General features: G+C 34.4%; 21 protein-coding genes. 2 read left to right on the forward strand and 19 right to left on the reverse strand.

The genetic code is table 11. The features are described from left to right. Window positions 1-60 precede the first annotated feature (60 nt). Window positions 61-633: a hypothetical protein gene (locus J0L83_07005; GenBank protein ID MBN8664300.1), complete on the forward strand. Its 573-nt coding sequence runs from the start codon at window positions 61-63 to the stop codon at window positions 631-633. Then, window positions 599-1,015, forward strand: coding sequence for a hypothetical protein (locus tag J0L83_07010; protein MBN8664301.1), 417 nt, complete (start codon window positions 599-601; stop codon window positions 1,013-1,015). The genes J0L83_07005 and J0L83_07010 overlap by 35 nt, the downstream gene beginning before the upstream one ends. Here J0L83_07010 and J0L83_07015 read toward each other — a convergent pair. The 19 genes from J0L83_07015 to J0L83_07105 all read right to left on the reverse strand — a co-directional run bounded on the left by J0L83_07015 (window position 1,012) and on the right by J0L83_07105 (window position 20,846). Beyond that, on the reverse strand, window positions 1,012-2,943 hold the full coding sequence (locus J0L83_07015) for a polysaccharide biosynthesis protein (protein MBN8664302.1): 1,932 nt from the start codon (window positions 2,941-2,943) through the stop codon (window positions 1,012-1,014). The genes J0L83_07010 and J0L83_07015 overlap by 4 nt on opposite strands. A 14-nt stretch (window positions 2,944-2,957) precedes the next feature. Next, window positions 2,958-4,088 (reverse strand): aminotransferase class I/II-fold pyridoxal phosphate-dependent enzyme, encoded by a 1,131-nt coding sequence (locus tag J0L83_07020; GenBank protein ID MBN8664303.1) that lies wholly within the window; start codon window positions 4,086-4,088, stop codon window positions 2,958-2,960. After that, complete coding sequence (locus J0L83_07025) at window positions 4,089-4,736, reverse strand: metallophosphatase family protein (GenBank protein ID MBN8664304.1); 648 nt, start codon at window positions 4,734-4,736, stop codon at window positions 4,089-4,091. It abuts the gene before it with no gap. Further along, entirely contained in the window at window positions 4,724-5,563 is an 840-nt protein-coding gene (locus J0L83_07030) for an NAD(P)-dependent oxidoreductase (GenBank protein MBN8664305.1), read from the reverse strand. Before J0L83_07030 ends, J0L83_07025 begins: the two co-directional genes overlap by 13 nt. After that, window positions 5,547-6,602, reverse strand: coding sequence for an ATP-grasp domain-containing protein (locus tag J0L83_07035; GenBank protein ID MBN8664306.1), 1,056 nt, complete (start codon window positions 6,600-6,602; stop codon window positions 5,547-5,549). Before J0L83_07035 ends, J0L83_07030 begins: the two co-directional genes overlap by 17 nt. After that, entirely contained in the window at window positions 6,595-7,200 is a 606-nt protein-coding gene (locus J0L83_07040; protein ID MBN8664307.1) for a sugar transferase, read from the reverse strand. The genes J0L83_07035 and J0L83_07040 overlap by 8 nt, the downstream gene beginning before the upstream one ends. A 6-nt stretch (window positions 7,201-7,206) precedes the next feature. Next, window positions 7,207-8,418: a glycosyltransferase family 4 protein gene (locus J0L83_07045; protein ID MBN8664308.1), complete on the reverse strand. Its 1,212-nt coding sequence runs from the start codon at window positions 8,416-8,418 to the stop codon at window positions 7,207-7,209. Beyond that, complete coding sequence (gene wecB / locus J0L83_07050; protein ID MBN8664309.1) at window positions 8,415-9,551, reverse strand: UDP-N-acetylglucosamine 2-epimerase (non-hydrolyzing); 1,137 nt, start codon at window positions 9,549-9,551, stop codon at window positions 8,415-8,417. The genes J0L83_07045 and wecB overlap by 4 nt, the downstream gene beginning before the upstream one ends. 2 nt (window positions 9,552-9,553) lie before the next feature. After that, the gene (locus tag J0L83_07055; GenBank protein ID MBN8664310.1) at window positions 9,554-10,675 is read right to left on the reverse strand and encodes an NAD-dependent epimerase/dehydratase family protein; all 1,122 of its coding nucleotides are present in this window, start codon (window positions 10,673-10,675) and stop codon (window positions 9,554-9,556) included. A gap of 3 nt (window positions 10,676-10,678) precedes the next feature. After that, entirely contained in the window at window positions 10,679-11,701 is a 1,023-nt protein-coding gene (locus J0L83_07060; GenBank protein ID MBN8664311.1) for a polysaccharide biosynthesis protein, read from the reverse strand. Window positions 11,702-11,710: 9 nt separating this feature from the next. Next, window positions 11,711-12,769: a hypothetical protein gene (locus J0L83_07065; GenBank protein MBN8664312.1), complete on the reverse strand. Its 1,059-nt coding sequence runs from the start codon at window positions 12,767-12,769 to the stop codon at window positions 11,711-11,713. A 110-nt stretch (window positions 12,770-12,879) separates the two neighbouring features. Further along, window positions 12,880-14,058: a hypothetical protein gene (locus J0L83_07070; GenBank protein ID MBN8664313.1), complete on the reverse strand. Its 1,179-nt coding sequence runs from the start codon at window positions 14,056-14,058 to the stop codon at window positions 12,880-12,882. Continuing rightward, the gene (locus J0L83_07075) at window positions 14,059-15,372 is read right to left on the reverse strand and encodes a hypothetical protein (protein ID MBN8664314.1); all 1,314 of its coding nucleotides are present in this window, start codon (window positions 15,370-15,372) and stop codon (window positions 14,059-14,061) included. Beyond that, window positions 15,350-16,546 (reverse strand): N-acetyl sugar amidotransferase, encoded by a 1,197-nt coding sequence (locus J0L83_07080; GenBank protein MBN8664315.1) that lies wholly within the window; start codon window positions 16,544-16,546, stop codon window positions 15,350-15,352. The genes J0L83_07075 and J0L83_07080 overlap by 23 nt, the downstream gene beginning before the upstream one ends. Beyond that, entirely contained in the window at window positions 16,533-17,183 is a 651-nt protein-coding gene (gene hisH / locus J0L83_07085; GenBank protein ID MBN8664316.1) for an imidazole glycerol phosphate synthase subunit HisH, read from the reverse strand. Before hisH ends, J0L83_07080 begins: the two co-directional genes overlap by 14 nt. Continuing rightward, window positions 17,176-18,030, reverse strand: coding sequence for an imidazole glycerol phosphate synthase subunit HisF (gene hisF / locus J0L83_07090; protein ID MBN8664317.1), 855 nt, complete (start codon window positions 18,028-18,030; stop codon window positions 17,176-17,178). The genes hisH and hisF overlap by 8 nt, the downstream gene beginning before the upstream one ends. Next, window positions 18,030-18,722, reverse strand: a complete 693-nt coding sequence (locus J0L83_07095) for an acylneuraminate cytidylyltransferase family protein (protein ID MBN8664318.1) — start codon at window positions 18,720-18,722, stop codon at window positions 18,030-18,032. The genes hisF and J0L83_07095 overlap by 1 nt, the downstream gene beginning before the upstream one ends. Window positions 18,723-18,726: 4 nt before the next feature. Then, window positions 18,727-19,779, reverse strand: coding sequence for a nucleotidyltransferase family protein (locus J0L83_07100; GenBank protein MBN8664319.1), 1,053 nt, complete (start codon window positions 19,777-19,779; stop codon window positions 18,727-18,729). A gap of 2 nt (window positions 19,780-19,781) precedes the next feature. Next, on the reverse strand, window positions 19,782-20,846 hold the full coding sequence (locus J0L83_07105) for an N-acetylneuraminate synthase family protein (protein MBN8664320.1): 1,065 nt from the start codon (window positions 20,844-20,846) through the stop codon (window positions 19,782-19,784). Window positions 20,847-20,852 lie beyond the last annotated feature (6 nt).

Genomic DNA, 20,852 nt, shown 5'->3' on the forward strand with positions numbered 1-20,852 from the left:
TATGTAAGACTTGCTTATCTATCCCAGAAAAAATAAATTAGAGAAGTATATCACCAAATTATGCTGCGGAAAATTGCTTTACCTGAAAGGGTTCGCTTGTTTTTTGTGCGACTGCTGGTTTTCTGGGTTGTCTGGTTTATTGGGTATTATGCCTGGCTGCAACCGCAACACCAATTAGATCGATTCCTAACAAAAGCAACAGGTTGGGCTGCTATGCAGTTATTACCATTGACAACTGGTGCTAATCATTTTGTCTTACTAGAGAATGGTTTACCTCAACTGACAGTAACCGAAAGCAGTTGGGTGCATATCTGGTGGGGCAATCGTCGCTTGGTGGGATTAGCAGATGCCTGTAATGCGCTCCCGCTGATGGTGCTCTATCTTGGCTTTATTGCAGCATTCCCCACTCGTTGGCAATGGCGCTGGCTTTGGTTGATTAGTGGACCCGCAGCCATTTTTTTACTGAACGTCTGCAGAATTGCTTTGCTCGCTACCCTACAATGGTATTACCCCAATTGGCAACTTAGCCTACACCATTGGGCCTTTAATTGCCTGATTTATGCACTAATTTATTGGAGCTGGACCAAGTATACTCACTATGCGACAAGAACCCAAGAAACTGCTTTGGTATAGCAGTATGGCTATCCTGTTTGCCTATTTCAGTTATGAACTGATCATCTATGAATGGGGTTATGGCAATCATACCAATACCACACTTAGGGTTGGACTGAAAATGGTATGCTTCTTACCTATCTTTTTTATTGGCTATTGGTATTTCAAACAACTAGCCGTAGCATGGCCATTGCAGCTTTGGCTAACTGTATATGGACATTCTTTGCTGAGTTGGGTATTATTGCGAATCTATGATGTTTGGATCATGCAAGCATGGAATACCGCAAACCCATGGATACGTTGGTTGGAGGGGCTATTGCACACACCTTTCTGGTTTTTTGTGCTTACCCTTGGGAATAAGTTACAAGAAGATTGGGGGAAGAAAGGGAAGAAAGATTCTTAGACCGCTTTTAAGCTGCCGCGGTCTTTATCTAACTGCTCAAAAGCAGAATTTTTACTGATGAATTCAGGTACTAAAACCTTCATTTCCTGAACAATGACCTCAAAGCCGGCGTGTGATTCTGCCAATTGAATCAATTGACCGATTTGGGTTTGAATTTCATTGAAATCGTATACACGCGTTTTCGCAATGAGGATTTTCTCGTGATAGGTAGGAATGGTATTCTCGTTCTTCGTGAGCAGTTCCTCGTATAATTTCTCGCCAGGTCTTAAGCCGGTGAATTCTATCTTGATATCCTTATCGGGCACAAAACCGGAGAGCTGAATCATCTTCTTCGCGAGGTCTACAATCTTTACCGACTTACCCATATCAAATACAAATACCTCACCACCTTCTCCCATTGCACCGGCTTCCAATACCAGCTGACATGCTTCAGGAATGGTCATGAAATAACGGGTAATTTCCGGATGGGTAACGGTAACCGGACCGCCTGCTTCTATTTGCTTTTTAAAGCGTGGAATCACAGAACCATTGGAGCCTAATACATTTCCGAAACGCGTAGTGATGAATTTGGTTTGGGTACCACCTGCCTGTAAGTGACGGAAATAAGATTGCACATAAATTTCTGCAATACGCTTGGATGCCCCCATTACATTGGTAGGATTGACGGCTTTATCAGTAGATACCATCACCATGCGTTCTGCTCCATATTTCACCGCTAGATCCGCAATCATTTTGGAACCCTTCACATTGGTGAGAATGGCTTCTACCGGATGATGCTCCATCATGGGCACATGCTTGTACGCCGCTGCATGATAAATGACTGCAGGTTGGTATTGTTGGAAAATAGCTTCCATACGCTGCAGGTTACACACACTAGCTAATACCGGCTTAAACGCAATGAAGTTCTTATCCAATAATTCCAATTCTAAATCATGCAAAGCTGATTCAGCTGTATCAACAATTAGGATTTGCTTGGGTTTGTACTGTAAACATTGACGCACTATTTCACTACCAATAGAACCCGCACCACCTGTAATGAGGATATTTTTGCCCTTGATCTGCTCCCCTACAATGTCGTTATAAATCATGATGGGATCACGATCCAGTAAATCCTCAATCTTCACATTCTGCAATTGTCTGGCTTGAAACTGTCCATTTATCCATTTTTTTAAAGGTGGAATGGTAAAAACAGACACTTTACTAGACAAACAAATATCTACAATATGGTTTTTCTTATCTGTAGGTAAGCGTAAGGTAGCAATGATTAACTCATCAATATCTTGGGATTGCAATAAAGCAGGCAATTTATCTGCATACTCAATTCTCACCCCATCAATGCGCTTATTGGCCTTTCGTAAATCATCATCTACAAAGGCAACAATAGTGATTTTCTCATTCAAATCATGCTCCAAAGCTCGCTTGGTGGAAATACCTACATCTCCTGCTCCATAAATTACTACCCTTTTGCTAATACCCTTAACAGAACTAAGGTATACAAACATATATTTGACGAGCAAACGATACGCAGTTAATAAAACAAATGATAACAGGCCATGAATAATAATGATAGAATAGCCAATAACAGCAAACCCACTATAGGCAATAACAAAGTAATTAAGCAAAGCAAGTCCTGAGTCCAAAAAAAATGCAACAAAAAAAATTCTTAACGCATCTTGGACACCACTGAAGCGAATAATACCTGCATAAGTTCTAAAGAGCAAAAACAGGAAAATTCCAAATGCATTAATTAATATCCAAGCATTACTAAGTACTGGAAACTCAACAGAAAGTGTACTAAAATCATATCTGATCAGTACAGCCAAAAAAAATGCAACATTAACTAGACCTAAATCAATACAGAAAATCATCCATCTAGGAATGATACTAATTTTTGAAAGCTTTTTAAGCTTGAGGCTAACAGTTTCCATTAGTTGCTTTAAGGCTATTTAAAGATACCCATAATTATAGAAACAATTCTATCAAAATCTGATGTTTTCAAATTAGAGCCAGACGGCAGGCAAAGTCCATTATCGAATAATTGCTCGGCTAGTGTTGTACCATAAAATGGCATACCCTTAAATACAGGTTGCATATGCATGGGTTTCCATAGGGGGCGTGATTCAATATTTTCAAGTTCTAACGCCATTCTTATATCCTCTCGGGTGGCCCCATTTGAATTATTAGAATCAACAATTACTGTTGTTAACCAACGGTTAGAAAAAAAACCGCTTGGTTCAGATAGAAACTTAATAGCTGGGATTTCAGAAAATGCATTCTGATAAGCCATAAAATTAGCTCTTCGTTGAGATACTCTTTCATCAAGAACTTCCATTTGCCCTCTACCAATTCCCGCACATATGTTACTCATCCTATAATTATATCCAACAACAGAATGCTGATAATGTACTGCTGAGTCTCTTGCCTGAGTAGAAAGAAATCTCGCTTGGGCAATATGTTCTCTGCTTTTGCTTAATAATGCTCCTCCCCCTGATGTAGTAATAATCTTATTGCCATTGAATGACAAAACGCCAAGCTCTCCAAATGAACCACACATCTTACCATTTATATGTGATCCTAAAGCCTCCGCAGCATCCTCAATAACTGGAATCTCGTATTTTAATGCTATAGAATTTATTTCATTCATTTTTGCTGGCATACCATAAAGGTGTACTGGTATTATAGCTTTGGGCTTTTTACCGAGTCGAATTCTATCTTTAATAGCATCTTCAAGGGCATTTGGGCACATATTCCAAGTTTCTGCCTCAGAGCCAATAAAAACAGGAGTTGCTCCTTGATACATTATCGGATTTGCAGAACCAGAAAAAGTAAAACTCTGACAAAGAACTTCATCACCAGCTTCAACTCCTAAAATTATAAGCGCTAAATGAATTGCAGCTGTTCCAGAGCTTAACACTGCAGCATGAGAAACTTTCACATAGCTTTGAATATCATTCTCGAATCCATCAACATGCGGCCCTAATGGTGCAATCCAATTTGTTAAAAAAGCATCTTTAACAAACTCTATCTCATTACTTCCCATGTGAGGAGAGGATAACCAAACTTTTTCTTTCATCTATACCCTATTTTTAGATTGATAATAATTAATACATGTATCAGGATACCCCTTAATAATCATTTCATTAATCAAAACATCGATATTAAAAACAAAAGACTTTAGATCTACTCGATTAACTTTTTGGTCAAAAATTATGTACTCAGCCAGGTTAATACTCTTCCTGTTCTGGCCTAGACTACCAGTATTAATAATGGTAAACTGATCAATAAACCTAGAAAACTGATAATGAGAATGTCCTATTATAAAATTTCTATCGATAAGAATATTGGAAAGGTCAGTATCAATAAAAATATACATATCATTTATCGTATGCTTAACTAAGAAATTGCCTAAATCAAAATAATCTTGATATTCTAAAATAGATTTAAATTCGGAAAACCTTGGCAAACAAAACTCAAAAAAAGATTTAGCTATCGAGTTAGTACCAAGATAATTTTTATTTATAAAAGCATCCTCATGATTCCCTCTTAATAAGATATTGCTTTTATCTTGATTAAGTAATGATACACACTCATCTGCCCATGGCCCGTATCCAACAACATCACCATGGCATATAAGTACATCATAATTTCCTTTTTCGATTTTCAATAATTGCTCTAGTGCAGGAAGATTACCATGCACGTCACCAAATATCAAATAGCGCATTCTATCATTTGCATTAAACCAATTTCAAAAGGAAAATGGGGTTTCCAGTTGAGTTTCTGAAAAGTATCTGATGGATTATAATTATAAGTTAGTCCTTCATTACCTTCTTTATAGACAATTTTACAATTGTCAATTTTTGATGCTACAATATTTGCGATAAAATTATTTGTGTATGAAACTCCTGTAGCACCTAAATAAACTTCATTAGAACACTTTTTAGAAGCTAATAGACATAAGTTAACTGCATCACTAATGTGTAGATAATCTTGAGCTCTATTTCCTTCACCAAACAATATAATCTCTTTTTTTGTTACTGCTTGATTAATTAAGTTAGGTAAAAAAGAATTATTATTCAAATGTGATCCGTATAAGTATGTAAACCGTATAATTGAATACTTCTTGGCAACAGAAACAATGTATTCACCCACTAACTTAGCCATCCCATAACTTGAAGGGTTAACATAGGGAGAATCTAAGGATACAGTCAAGTTATTTATACCATAAACATTTGTGCTAGAAATAAAAACATGCTTAGTATCATAATATTTTATTACGATAGCTTTTAATATATCACAATGCAAAGTGATGAGTTCCAACCGTGTCGATCTATAACTTCCAGCCAAAAAGAAGATAGTTTCAATTTCAAAAGTATGTGACTGGAAATCTTGTATAGAAAGTTTAGTTGCTTTTGACGGTATACTATCATTTTCAGAATTATAAACAGCAAGTACGTTATACTCAAGCTCTAATAATTTTTCAACAAGTGCTTTACCAAGAAATCCATTAGCACCTATAACTGCTATATCATATTTAAGACTTAAAGCCAAAGTAGATTGATTTGGGGTTATCCATAATTTTTAAATTAGAAAAAGTATCAAGAGCTCCTTCATCGATAAACAAATCCGCCCATGCACGGAAGACTGCACCTTCGCGCAGCAAAGGTTTCTCAATTTTCTCGCCAAAAATAAAATGACGTAATATTGCGTTAACTTCATTAAATCCAAACATAAAACGTAGCGGAGTAGTGCCACTAAATCTACCATTAATTTCAAATATCTTTGGTTCTCCGTTTGAGATTCTAAATTGAAAATTTACAGGCCCCTCGACGCCAAGCTTTTCAGCTACATTGGATATAAAATTTGAAAATCGCTCATAATCTTTTTTATAATATGCCCTATATGTATTTCCATCTCTTAGATCTCTCTTTAATGTAACTACAGAAGTACATACACCATTAATAACAACTGCACCAGATGTAAACTCACCTTCACCTTCTTCTAAATACTCTTGAATAACTAGATTTTGGGGGTTGTGCAATATGCTTTTAATATCTTCAATATCTTTTATTATCATTACTCCTTTAGAGCGAGCGCCATCAACCGGTTTTGCTAATAATGGAAACGAATTTTCCTTCAGAAACTTTTCTACTCCAACCTTATCGCTCGCCATAACTGAATTTGGAAATGGAAATCCATTATCTCTAAGAAAACAAGCTGTAAGATATTTATCATTAGCGATTTCGATAACTTTCTCTGGAGATACAATAATCTTTGCATTAGTTGACTCTTCAATTGAAACCCTATTCCTAGAAAAATAAAGAAGTTCAACATCAGTTCCAATCAATACGTAATCAATATGTTCAGACTTAATTATTGATAGTAAAGTTTCACCGTATTTTGGATCATTTGCCATTGGAATAATATGTGCTTTATGAGCTAACCAATGACCAGAAGATCTGATATCGGGATCTGCGCTATGAATTTCAATATTATCTATCTTGCTATTTTCATGATGTAAAGATCTTAGTATGCCTTGACCAAGTACTGCACCAGCTCCAGTAACTAATACACGAATTATCTTACTCATAATTACCATTAAAACGTTCCATGACCACACCATCAATTGGTGAGACATCATTCCCCGTTATTTTTTTAAAAGTTTTGAATATTATTTTAAAGTCAAGAGAAAATGAAATATTCTCAACATAATAAATATCATATTTAAATCGTTCTTCCCAAGTAACTGCATTTCTTCCATTTATTTGAGCCCAACCAGTAATGCCAGGTCTGACCATATGCCTTTTCCGCTGAAAATCATTATAGAGTAATAGATAATCCGTCAATAATGGCCTCGGTCCAATTAAACTCATGTCACCAATTAGCACATTTATTAATTGAGGAATCTCATCAATGGAGAATTTCCTTATGTATTTGCCAACAATTGTTATACGCTCCGACTCAGATAAAAGAATTCCCTTTTGATCCTTAGTATCACGCATTGTTTTGAACTTGATTATGGTAAATATGCGCTCACCCCTGCCTGGTCTTTTTTGTAAAAAAAATACATTCCCTTTGTTTGCAACTACCAGTAATAAAACCGTTATGACCAGTATTGGAGAAAGAATTATTAATCCTGTAATAGAACCTACAATATCAAACAAGCGCTTAAAAAAAAGTTTATACATAAGTACTTATGAAAAATGCTTCATTATAATTTCATATGATTTTTCTACAGTATAATTCTCTTTTAAATACATATACCCATTTCTCCCCATAACCATTCTTTTTTCTGGCCTATCACGCATGTATATAACTTTTTCAACAAAGTCGTTAATACTATTACTTGCACAACCTACACCAAAATTTGCACTCTCAATAATTGCTCCTATATCCGTTGCATCATCAGTTGCTGAAATTACAGGAAGACAATTCTCCATATACGACAGTAATCTTGAAGGAAAATTAGGTATCGTAAATCTGTAATCTAAGAAAATAAGACCTACATCTGCAATACTTATCAGTAAATCATATTCTTCCCTAGGTAGACTTGGCTGAATAACTGTTTTTTGAAATTTCTTTATTTCTACGAATTGATTTAATCGTGAAAACTCAGTTCCACTTCCAACTACAAACAAGAAAACACCTTCTATTGTTTCAAAAGCTTCTATTACACTTTCAATAAAATTGATTCCCTGAGGTTTTCCAAGATTACCCCCGTAAATAAAAACTGTTATATTATCAGAAATAGAATACTTCTTCCGAAGTGTTACTTTATCAATATTAAAACTTTTAGCATTACTTAACTCAATTGAATTTGGACAAACTTCAACGCGATTATTATCTAGGAATTTATTCTTCGCAAGGATATAATTCACATTAGCTTGAGACATACATCCTATAAAATCTGATACTTTATATAAAGTAATTTCCTTTCTCCTAAAGTATTTATAAATCAGACTTGAATCTGTAAATAAATCAATATCAACAGCATTTTGAGGAAATATATCCTTTAATAGTAAGTATGTCTTTACTCTAGAATTACTCTTTTTTATATGCTTAATTACACTCGCGAATGTTACAGGTGGAGTGGAATACAACAAAAGATCATCCCTCACTCCAATTCTATATTTCTTAACTACTCTGGTAAATAGGGGTTCAATCAAAAGTGTTCCAATAAGCTTCTCAATAATATGTGTTTTCTGAAGATTTAGAATTGGAACTTGAATAATTCTAAGATTTTCGATACTGCTTTGAATAATAGATTTATGCCAGTACCTCCTTTCCTTTGGGCAAACAATTGTTACAGAATGACCATTTTTAAAAAAGTATCTTAAAAGATCTGTATAAATCCCTCGCTCATTTAAACTATCTATCTTAACTAAGCTTAAAAAAACAATATTCATAATTGTTCACCCCAAACAACTCTTTTAACATAATCAGTATAACTCAAAATAATCCGAACAACCTTTTCTGAAACATTTGGCTTAGCATAATCAGCCACTATCTGCAATTTTTTTTCTGGTTGATCAGTAATATGGTGTATAGCTTGTAGTACACGCTCAATATTAAATCCAGTCATTACTACAGATGTTTCTTCCATAGCCTCTGGCCGTTCATGCGCTTCTCTAATATTCAAAGCACGAAACCCAAGTATGGAAGATTCCTCCGAAATAGTACCACTATCCGAAAGAACAACAAAAGAATTTGCTTGAAGTGCATTATACTCCACAAATCCTAATGGCTTTAAAAGCTGTATACTTGAATTAAATATTATACCTTTTGATTCAATCTTTTTCCTTGTTCGAGGATGAACACTCACAATAATTGGATAATTATATTTAGATGCCACCGCTTCCAACATATTCACAAGCTTGCTAAAATTTCTATCGCTTTCAATATTCTCTTCCCTATGTGCTGAAACAATAAAATATTTATTTTTTTCAAGGCCCAATTTCTTCAAAACATTAGAGGACTTGATATTTTCAGCATGAGACATTAACACCTCGAACATTGGAGAACCTGTTTTGATTACTCTGTCAGGATTAAGGCCCTCTCTTAATAAATATTCCCGTGCGATGTCACTATATGTTAGATTTATATCTGCAATATGATCAACAATTTTTCTATTTGTTTCTTCCGGCACTCTTTGGTCGAAGCAACGGTTACCAGCTTCCATATGAAAAACTGGTATTCTTCTCTTCTTGGCAGGAATAGCACATAAGCAACTATTCGTATCACCAAGCACTAAAAATGCATCTGGCCGAATTGATTCTAATAAAGGATCTATTTTTATAAGGATATTCCCAACAGTTTCAGTGGCATTACTGCCGGCTGCATTCAAGAAATAATCTGGTTTGCGCAAGCCTAAGTCATCAAAAAAAATTTGATTTAATTCATAGTCATAATTCTGACCTGTATGTATCAATATGTGATTAATAGAAGGTGAGGCATCTAATGCTTTTATCACACAAGACAATCTAATTATCTCAGGTCTTGTTCCTACTACTGTAACTACTGTAAGTTGTTTTGCATTCATTTTTAAACATTTTCCATATATGTGTCACCGTCTAAAGGATTAAATGGCTCGTTAATCCAGAACACTGTTACTAAAATATTCGAACCCATATTCGTAATATTATGTGTATACCAAATCGGCATATCAACATAAGCCGGGCATTCTGCAGCATCAATAACATAACTGAACTTATGTTCCTCATCAACTTTTCTCAATTCAATCTTAGCTTTCCCAGATATAACAGCAAATCGCTCAATTTTCCTAGTATGAAAATGATTTCCTCTAGTTATTTCTGGAACCGTTGTTGAGAATGAAACTTGTCCACCCATACCAATACGGGCAAGCTCAACAAAAATACCTCTGTTATCTTGATTGACCTTATATGGCTTGGGGAAAAAAGCATCTAAGCTAATATAGCTTCGAAAGGTATTGAATAAATTAAGTTCAAATTTTGTAGCAAGATCTGGGAGTTCCCCTTCAAGAAGATACTTATCCTTATATGTTTCTAATTTCTTTAGTAATTCACTTACCTTAATTTCTTTTGTAAAAGGTACTATCACTTCTTCACCGATAATTCCCTGATTTATAACATTTATAATAAAGTGTATAAGCTCATCAATATAAATTAACTGAAGTAGTGCATCATTATCAATTTTAGGTAGCTGACCATCCACTAGCTGATGAGAAAAAGTTGCTACTACAGTATTATAAAAAGGTTTTGCAAAAGGACCAAATACATTAGGAATAATTAGACCAGAAAATTTTGCATTATGCGTCGATGCCCATTCGGCTATAATATTTCTTGCATCACGCTTTGAATTACCATAAACATTATTACGCGTCTCCTGCGTTGAGGAAGAAACTATCACGTGAGGTGTCGCATTTGTCCTGGACAAAGATTCAACTAACTTTCTAGAAAGTCCTACATTGGTGCTGTATATCTCGCTATCATTAGCACTTCGGTTTTTCCCAGCCAAATGAACAATGACATCAACTGATTGGCAGATGTCATCAAGTAGTTCTGCATTATCGAAAACACCCTTATCAAGAGTCAGAATTTCATACCTATCCTTTTCAATTCTTAGCCATCTAATTAGATGAGACCCTATAAAACCTGTATTTCCAGAAACTGCTATACGCACAATAATCTATTTAGTTATGTTAAAATCCTCTTTTACGATATTTAGCTTTAAAAGAAGCGTTTTCATCTCTTCAATATCTAGCTGCTGGGTATTGTGTGAGTGATAGTCATCCAAAGTTGAAACAGACCTTTGTCCCTGAGTAAAGAATTTCTCATAATTCAAATCACGTGTATCACAAGGTATTCGGTAATAATCTCCCATGTCGATGCTACTAGCAAGTTCTTCACGTGTCACCAAGGTTTCATATAACTTTTCACCATGTCGTGTTCCAATAACTTTAATTTTTGATTTAGAAGCATACAACTCTATTAAAGCTTTTGCTAATACAATTAAAGTTGCAGCAGGTGCTTTTTGCACAAACAAATCACCATTACTAGCATTTTCAAAAGCGAAACAAACCAGATCTACAGCATCTTCAAGTGTCATCATAAATCTTGTCATATTAGGATCGGTTACTGTAATATCCTCGCCACGCTTAATTTGCTCAATCCATAAAGGTATAACCGAACCCCTGCTCGCCATAACATTACCATATCGTGTGCAGGAAATAATAGTTTGCGCTCCTTCACCTAAATAACGACCTTTTGCTGTTGCTACCTTTTCCATCATTGCCTTGCTAATACCCATTGCATTAATGGGATAAGCTGCTTTATCAGTGCTTAGTACAACTACCCTAGTGACTTTATTTTCAATTGCGACATTTAAAACATTATCAGTACCAATCACATTTGTTTGAACTGCCTGCATCGGGAAAAATTCACATGATGGCACCTGCTTCAATGCAGCTGCATGGAATAAATGCGTTACGCCGTACATAGCTTCTGTTAAGCTATTTTTATCTCTTACATCACCTATAAAAAATTTGATCTTTTCTGATTTATACTGGTGTCGCATGTCATCCTGTTTCTTTTCATCCCTAGAAAATATTCTAACTTCTGAATAATCGTCAGTGTTAAGAAACCTGTTCAATACTGCATTCCCAAAAGATCCTGTACCACCGGTAATTAATAACTTATTAATACTTGACATCGTTATACTTTAAATATTTTTAACTTGAATATTAGCAATTGAGGATTGAGGATTTTTGATTAAAAAATAAACAACACCCAAAAAAATCCATATTTTAATATCCACAAATAAGTTTGCACCGAAAAAGGAGCTAAAAACCCCAACGACAAAAACAATCATAAAAGGATTAGCCAAATAATGCTTGGCCTTAGCAATGTAATAGATAAAAAAAGAATAGAGCAGAATTGTAAAGGGTATGCCAAATAAAAAAATATATGCAAAAGGTGCAAAGTGAGCATAATGTTTCATCTCAAGATAGTTATCCAAAGGAATAAACCATTCATACCTTCCCCCGAATCCCGCGCCCAAAACCCATCTCTCAGGTTTTGTATTGTGATGTTCAATAATGCCTGTTACTTCTTGCCACCTTCCGCTTGTGGCATATAACATTGCATCTTCATCATTCAAATCAAATTGCAAAGATGATTCGAATCTACTAAAGGCGCCTTGAGAATAGGCAATAGTAAATCCAGCGATAAAGATACCTGCAATCAGAATAACTTTAGGAATAGACTTTAAACTTATAGACCTAAGCATGTAAGAAAAATACATTATTAACTCAAGTATTACATTTAATAATGTAGCCCTTTTACCAGACAGTACTACAAAAATAATACCCACCAATACTGCCTTAAACTTTCCTTGAAGAAGTATAAAAGGTATAAGTAAATGCATATCAGTACCAAACCCCCAATAAGCAACAGAACCAGAAATGAAATGCAAATAGAAATATACCAACAAAATTAAACATGTAACATAAAATGATATATTAATAATTCTAAGAAAAAAGGGCTTAAGCTTTTCTTCATAAAGTCCAGCAAAATGATATCCAAATGAAGCTCCTAAAACTGGAATAGATGCAAAATAAATATGTGAAATGAATTTATTATCAATCTTATTTCCAACGAATATCCCGTAAAAGAAAGATAAAGCACTATATACTAGAAAAATCAATGTTAGAGGAGTTAAAATAAGCTTATTTCTAAAATGAAAGCCGACTACGAGTAAAAAATAAATGATTGATGGCACTTTAATGATAAAGTCAACTTCGTATCCGAATATATAATGAATTAATAAAACTATTGGCGTTATAAACTCTAATAGATAGATCGACCAGAATATTTTGAAAAAACTGACTCTCACCTGGAAATTCTGGATTTATAAAAAATCAAGTAAAGATTGTAAATGGCAGAAAGCGATAAAAGTATACCCGACTTATTTAATATAAACAAACTGCTGTAATTTGATTTTACTAAAAAAAATGTAGAGTAATAATCAATAGCAAATATGGCAGAAAGCATTATTGTCGAACTTTTGATAGTATCTCTGTATAAAAGAACTGGAGAGACTACAGATGCTACATAATAAATACCTATAAAGAGGCATAATATAACGTAATAGATTATAAGGTTATCAAAATGCTTGACATAGGCATCATAAAATAAAGCAACAACTAAGCCTCCAAAAAAAAGTAGTAAAAAAAATAAAAACGATTTTAATAAAGCACTCTTTAGAAAAGCGATATCAATTACATCAATACGTTCCCCAATCTCAACAGTAAGCATATAACCAATTGTGTTAACACCCAAAAAAACAAATTGAGCAAAATTAAACGCTAAAGAAAAGCTTGACAAATCATTAGAAAAATGATTATTAATAAAGACTCTATAATTAAAAATCAGAAATGATAAAAGGATTGTTGAAAGATTAATAATAAACCCCTTATTAATCAGAGTCAGGTAAATTTTGAAACTACTACTATAGTCTCTAATATTTAGAAATATAAGTGAAATATTTGTCTTTTTAATACAAAGGATAGTCCATGATGCATATGATAAGATATAAGCGATTACTAATGAGTCAAGCACACCTCCATAACCCTCTAAAAAATAATATTTCACTCCAATTATTATAACTAAAAAAAAGGAAAGAATTGGTTTAAATAAAATAGAAAGAAAAAAATTACCAGAAACTTGCATTTTTTTCTCTTGAATAATACTTACTGCATTGAGTACGAATGGGACTATAATTAAAATGTTATTATTCCAAATTGCAAAAAAGACCCCTCCAATAAAACTTGAAATTGCCCCCCAAAAAAACATATGTTCATAAGACTCATTTTTTAAAGTATACTTATCGTACATATATCCTGAGAATGCTCCTAATAGAGCATAAGGCCCGAGGGTAGCTATAGACTTATAAAACTCTATTTCACCATAACTATTTTTCGAAAGTAAAATCGGGAGAATTATAACTTCAAATGCAATGAAAGCATATGTAAAATACCTGAAAACAAAATATTTAATATCTACTTTCAATTAGAAAACTCGAAGTGATGTTTTCAATATCCCTTTAATGATCATTCTTTTCTCTTCTATAGAGAATTTCTTAGGATTGCCAAATTCTGTATAATGTGGTATGGCTTTATGGGAATAATAACTTTCAGTTGTACAGTATATGTTTTTATCAATCATTAACGCTTCTACCCCTGTTGATCCGTTCCATACTACTACATTATCAATATAATCGAATAAATCCTGCGTTCTTACAAAAGGGTTAAGAAGAATGACATTTTCAAACCTTTTAACCATCCTATAAAAGTCTAATTCTCTACACAGGAAGAATGCAGGATGCTCTTTCAAGATAACAGTTAATCCCTTATCCTGAAAAAAACGAACTACCTTGTAAACTGATTCAAAATAATTTGCTTTATCTGGGTGATCAGTCCAGTAATCTATTGTCGCTTCTGGATACCAATGAAGTGGAATGTAAACGATATTGTCTTTATTCTTTTTAATAAATTCAATATCAAAATGATCAAAATATAAGTTAGTTAAAAAAAGCTGTCTTAAAGTATGGAAGGCTTTCAAATGGGGCGCAAAACGATATTCATACCCTAATCTGCCACAGATTTTATAAAAAAAGCAATACCTTACTATCAACCTATAGTAATAAGATACAAAGTATTTAAAAGCATTGCTGTAAGCTCGAAATGATGAGATGGCTAGAGGTGATGGTTTCTTTTCAATTAGTCGGTTTAGCACTTTATCAATTTCATTTTCCGTAGGCTCATAGAAATGATTTGGTTCTCCATAATTTGTAACTAGCTTATATTGAGGAAAAAGAAAAAAATCAGTTATACCAATGCATTGAACTGAATAATGTTCAGCAAACCTGAACATTATATCCATTACATAATTATCTACACATCCAGCAACAATTAACTTTAACTTTGAATTTTTCCCAAAGAATTCAATAAAAAATTTACTGCAAAGTAACACGAGTATCCTTGCTTCATGCATAGAAATAGCTCTTAATCCTCTGCACCTTTTAATAACGTTGTCAATATTTAAGACTTCCTCAATAGTTTCATAATCCTTCGTACTAATATCAGCTAAAGTGTACTTACTAATATCAATGACGATATCAGCATCTTTTGTATACTCTGAAATTGTTTTATACTTATTGAGTCTTTTGAAGCTAGCTAAAAAAGTCTCTGGATAAAATAAATTGAAGTATTGCCTTTTACCTTTAATTCTGATAAAAAACAATACTTCATCATCAGTTAAGTCACTGAATGCTTTTCCAGACTTTAGATAAAACCCAGAATTAGTCTTCAACTCCTGATTCATCAACTTTATGTCTTAATTGCCATTCTCCATCCTGCTTTTTCCAAACATGATCAGGACGCCAACTATCTACAACCTCCCAGAAATAATCCTCTGTGATACCACAATACTCAAGAAATAACTTAAAATATTTGTTTGGAAACTCTCCATCAAATTTTCCAACAAGAGCAGCAGCTTCTTCTCTTGTTAAATGGCCGTCTCTAACCTCATGCGCTGCATCAGATGTTGCTCTACCAATACCAAATTTTATGAACATTAAATAGTAATGAAACCCGTCAATCTTGTCATCCAATGAGGCATACTTAGAATAAGTACCTTCACTTCTTACAGGATTTGCTTTAAAACCAGTGTGTTCTACGCAATAATAATAGTTTTCTTGAGGCACCCATTTTTTGTAGTGGCCCATATAATGAATTTCTAACCCCAGCTTATCCAAAGCATCATTATTCGGAGCAAAGTAAGGAGCCATATCTTTTTCACTAATACCATACTCCAAGAACTTTTCAGGCGGAACACCGGACATAAGTATATTCGTATTCTTATGCTTCCAATCTCTAGTAGGCACAAAAGCATCGCTCATATTGCCCCCATATTCTACCTCTGAGTTCTCTCCATAAAAAATTAAGGGTATATTAAACTTAAGTGCCATCTGTAAAGGCATATTATTCTGCCCAAAAATGAATGGCAAAAATGGATCACCAAGTACTTCAAATGCAAGTTTTGTCAATTTCCGATGCGTATTTCCAGGAGGGGTAACCAAGATATTTGCTAGATCACCAATATGGATATGATTCTGGTGATTTTCGAACCCAATATCAGTATACACGTGAGGGGCCCATGTTACTGTAAGCGGATTCATACCGTACTTAAATTTTAATATATGTGCAACAAAAGCACTGTCTTTTCCACCACTGGAAGGGACGAGAACATCGTAGCTACCATCATTTTTTCTATACTTATCTAATAATGTAATTAAATCCTTTTCTCGCTGCTCCCAATCTACATGGGCATTTTTATAGTCACTAAACTGACATGCAGAGCAAATACCTTCTTCGTTAAAAGTAATTCGAGGTCTCTGATTCGAGATTACACATCTTTTACAATACTTGATTTCACTAGGAACATTATACCCCTTGGCATAATATCGCCAACCTATTTTTTGACTATTGTTTTCCACTTTTGATATAATTCTTGAAGTTTTGAAATAAATGCAATCCTTGAGCACCGCTTTTCTCTGGATGAAACTGCGCCCCAAATATATTGTCTTTCTGAATAGCACTACAATATTCTATTTGCCTATACTCTGTAATTGCTGCAGCCACCTCTGCCTGAACAGGTACTACATAATAAGAATGAAGAAAATAGAAAAAAGTTCCACTCGCTATGCCATTAAATAAATAATTATTAGATGGAACGGTTTTTACCTTGTTCCACTGTATTTGTGGAATTTTTTGGTCTTCGTTCTCTTCACCAGCAAACTTAACTACTTTACCCTTTATTAAACCTAAACCTTCATGATGGCCAAACTCTTCGCTATAATCCAATAGCAATTGCATACCCAAACATATACCTAATAAGGGTAGACCTGATTTTGCATTTTTGGTAATGTATTCCAGCAAGTCTTTTTCTCTTAGTCTTTTCATTGCATCACCAAAGGCACCCACACCTGGCAAAATTATTCCATCAACATTTTCTAATTTATCTTTTGAGGAAATCATTATAGCATCAATCCCTACATGTTTACAAGCTTTTTGTACGCTGTAGAGATTTCCCAACCCATAGTCAATAATGCCGATTAAAGGATCTTTATTCATATCTAACATTGATATTATTATTCTTCAAATAAGCTTTTAACTTTCTAATTGAAAAAGGATTGATCTTAGAAAACCTATTCCCGGATTTTAGAAAATCTTTGTTTCCTTCACCTGATAATAAAGCATTTGAATGATCAATATCATGCATGGTAGCATAATGCAAAACCGAAGCAAGTGCTACCGCATCAATATTTGTTTCTTCAATTAGTTCTTTAACATCATCCATTTTCCCGGCTCCACCATGGGCTATTACCGGTATTGTAACTGCCTCAGTAACAGACTTAATTAAGTTGATATCAAACCCAAGACCGGTACCCTCTCTATCCACAGATGTTAATAGTATTTCACCTGCCCCGAGATGCTCAACTTCCTGAGCCCACTCAACAACATCTTTACCCGTGAACTCACGACCATTATCAACAAATGCCATATACTGATCTCCCTCTTGCTTAATAGCTTCAATTGCTATCATAATAGTGGATGATCCAAATTTCTCACTTGCCTGTTTAATCAATTCGGGATTACGGATAGCTGCAGTATTCAAACTTATTTTATCAGCGCCTGCCCGAAGTGCTATATTGATATCTTCGAGGCTACGAAGCCCTCCTCCAACGGTCAGCGGTATAAAGATGTCTTCGGCAGTATGCTCAACAATTTCTTTAAGGCTATTTCTTTCATATAAACTTGCAACTACATCCATATAAAGCAATTCATCAGAACCATCTTCATAGTAATATTTTGCAAAGTCATTCGGATTTCCTACAACACGTAACCCTTCTAAATGTACCCCTTTTACTACATTAGGCCCTTTAATATCTAGCCTTGAAATAATTCTAATATTCTTCATTACAGTTCTACTATTTTATTCATGAGCAAAAACTCAGCAAACATCCAATCCAAAGGGGTATCAATATCAATACTATTGAGATCGCTCATCAAATATTTTTTAACCTTTGTAAAATGTGATATATGCTTTTGTTTTATTGATGCTATATTAATAACATAAACTGCACCGTTATACTCATAAACAGGAGGACAATCCTGCCGGCGTATAAAGTTTCCTGGCTTTGATTTGGATAAAAAACCTTCCATATTTTCCTCAAACAACACATAATAAGGATTTGATGTTGTCTCCTTCACAGAAACAACCATATCCAATGTTACATCAAATAAATTTATAGCACCCTTAACCTGTTCAACTGTTCTTAAAGGTGATGTTGGCTGTAGGACTACCAGTACATCGTAATGCCTTCCCAGTTTCTCATAATAATCAATGGCATGTAAAAAAACATCGTAACTAGCTGCCTCATCAGTTGCAAGACTGTCAGGTCTTAAAAACTTAGTAGGTGTACCCCAATCTTCTGCAACTTTTGCAATCTCAACGTCATCCGTGGAAATACAGATATCATCTGTATCTGCAAGTTGCTTCGCCAGATTAATCGAATAAGCAATCAATGGAATTCCGGCTAATAGCTTAATATTTTTACGTGGAATTCCTTTAGAACCTCCTCTAGCGGGAATAATATATAACGCCTTCATCTACTTACACTTTTATATGCTTTATATCCTCATTTGCTTTTTGAAAATCTTCATGTCTACCGATATCTAACCAATAGCCAAGTATTGGATAAACGGTAACTTTTCGAGAATCACTCAGCATTGAGTCACAAAAATCAGTAGCATTCATGAATGCATTCTTCTCTAATTGCTCAATCAGGGAAGCTTTAAACATATAAATTCCTGCATTTGCATAGTAGGTATAAGAAGGCTTTTCACTTAAACGTTTTATTATACCGTTTTCCGCTTCTAGTATAGCATAGGGGATATTTACCTTATAAGGAACGGATGCTACTGTAAAATCAGCATCTTCATTAAGACAATGAAGATATAAATCCTCAAAATCAATATTTGTCAGTAAATCAGAATTCATCACCAAAAGATGTTCATGCTCACATTCATTCAGATTTAATAAAGACACAGCCCCAAAAGTTCCTAATGGAGTATCCTCATGGATATACTGTATTTTAATTCCTTTATTAGAACCATCCCCGAAATACTCAATTATTTGTTCAGCTAAATACTTAACAGAAATATAAATATTAATAACACCGTAATCAATTAACCTATCAATCACATGTTCTAATATTGGCTTATCTCCGATATTAAGCATTGGCTTTGGACAGGAATCTGTTAGTGGTTTCAAGCGCTCCCCCCTACCTCCAGCCATAATTACAGCACTAATGGGCAATATTGCTCTTGTTTTAGTAAAATCTATCAGCCGTTCAATTCTACCCTCCCCATCAAGTACTGGCACCACTGTTATATTATCTTTCCTTAATTCTGCAACAAGCGTAGCTGTTAGTGCTTTTACAGTATATGCGCGGTACTTAGTATTCATAAAATCAGCAACCGTCACATCCATATTTAAGCCACGCATTAATCCTCTTCTTATATCACCGTCAGTAAGTGTACCTTTTAAAACCTGATTGTCATCAAGTACAAAAAGAATCAACTTATCAAGAGAATTTAAACGGTGTAAAGCCTCTTTAATTAAACTGGACTGTTGAATTAAGTACTTAGATAAAGGTGCTAACATAATTAAATCAAATCTGTTAAACCAAAGGGCTTGTCTGCTGGAATATCTTTCTTTGCAGTACGGCCAATAATTGTTCTTACACTTCCCGGTTCAATTCCAGTACCAGGCCTCTTAAAATCAATCATATCAACCTCTATTTGTTGGCCAGCTTTAATATCATTCTTTAACACAATACTTCGTCTAAAAGACAATCTTCTTTCCTCATCTTCAATACAATTGATTCTAAAACTACCCATGGCTTCAGCAATTCTTTTGGATTCATGGGCAATAGCAGCCATTTCCTCAAAATTTGCAGAAACTTTGTGGTCCCAACCCTCCATGTTTTTATCTAACGTAAAGTGCTTTTCAATCAAGCACACGCCTAGCGCTACGGAAGCAAGTGGGATTGATATCCCAAGGGTATGATCAGAAAACCCAATGGGATACTCAGGATATTGCCTTTGCAAGGTTAAGATATTATTTAGGTGAACTTGTTTATCCTGAGGCGGATAAATTGAAACGCAATGCAGTATGATAATTTGTCTGTTACCAGCTTCTTCTATAACCCGAACGGCCTTATCAATTTCATACAGTTCACTTAACCCCGTGGAAATAACCATTGGTAATCCTTTTTTTGCCAAATACTCTAAAAAAGGGTAGTTGTTTAAATCCATTGATGCAACCTTAATAAAAGGCGTTTTGAGCTTATCTACAAGAAAATCAGCTTCCTTTGGAGAAAAAGGAGTAGATGTACAATCAATTTCAAGTTCGTCTGCATAAGCTTTCATCTGCAGCAATTCATCCTCACTTATTGAGTATTCTTCTACTATTTGCTCAAGAGTATAATCTGTTCTGTTTCTATAATCATCAGCAACAAAATAATTGTCTTCATACGTTTTCTTAGAGAAAATAGAATCCTTACTCCAACTTTGAAACTTCACACAATCAGCTCCCGCTTGCTTTGCCTGGAATATTAGCTTCTTTGCCAATTCCATATCACCATTGTGATTAGAGCCAAGTTCTGCGATAATGTAAGGCTTGCAATAGTTGTAAACCTCGCTTTTCTTAGTTAAATTTACCTTGTACATGTTAAT

Source organism: Chitinophagales bacterium (genome assembly GCA_017303835.1).
GTDB lineage: Bacteria > Bacteroidota > Bacteroidia > Chitinophagales > Chitinophagaceae > JAFLBI01.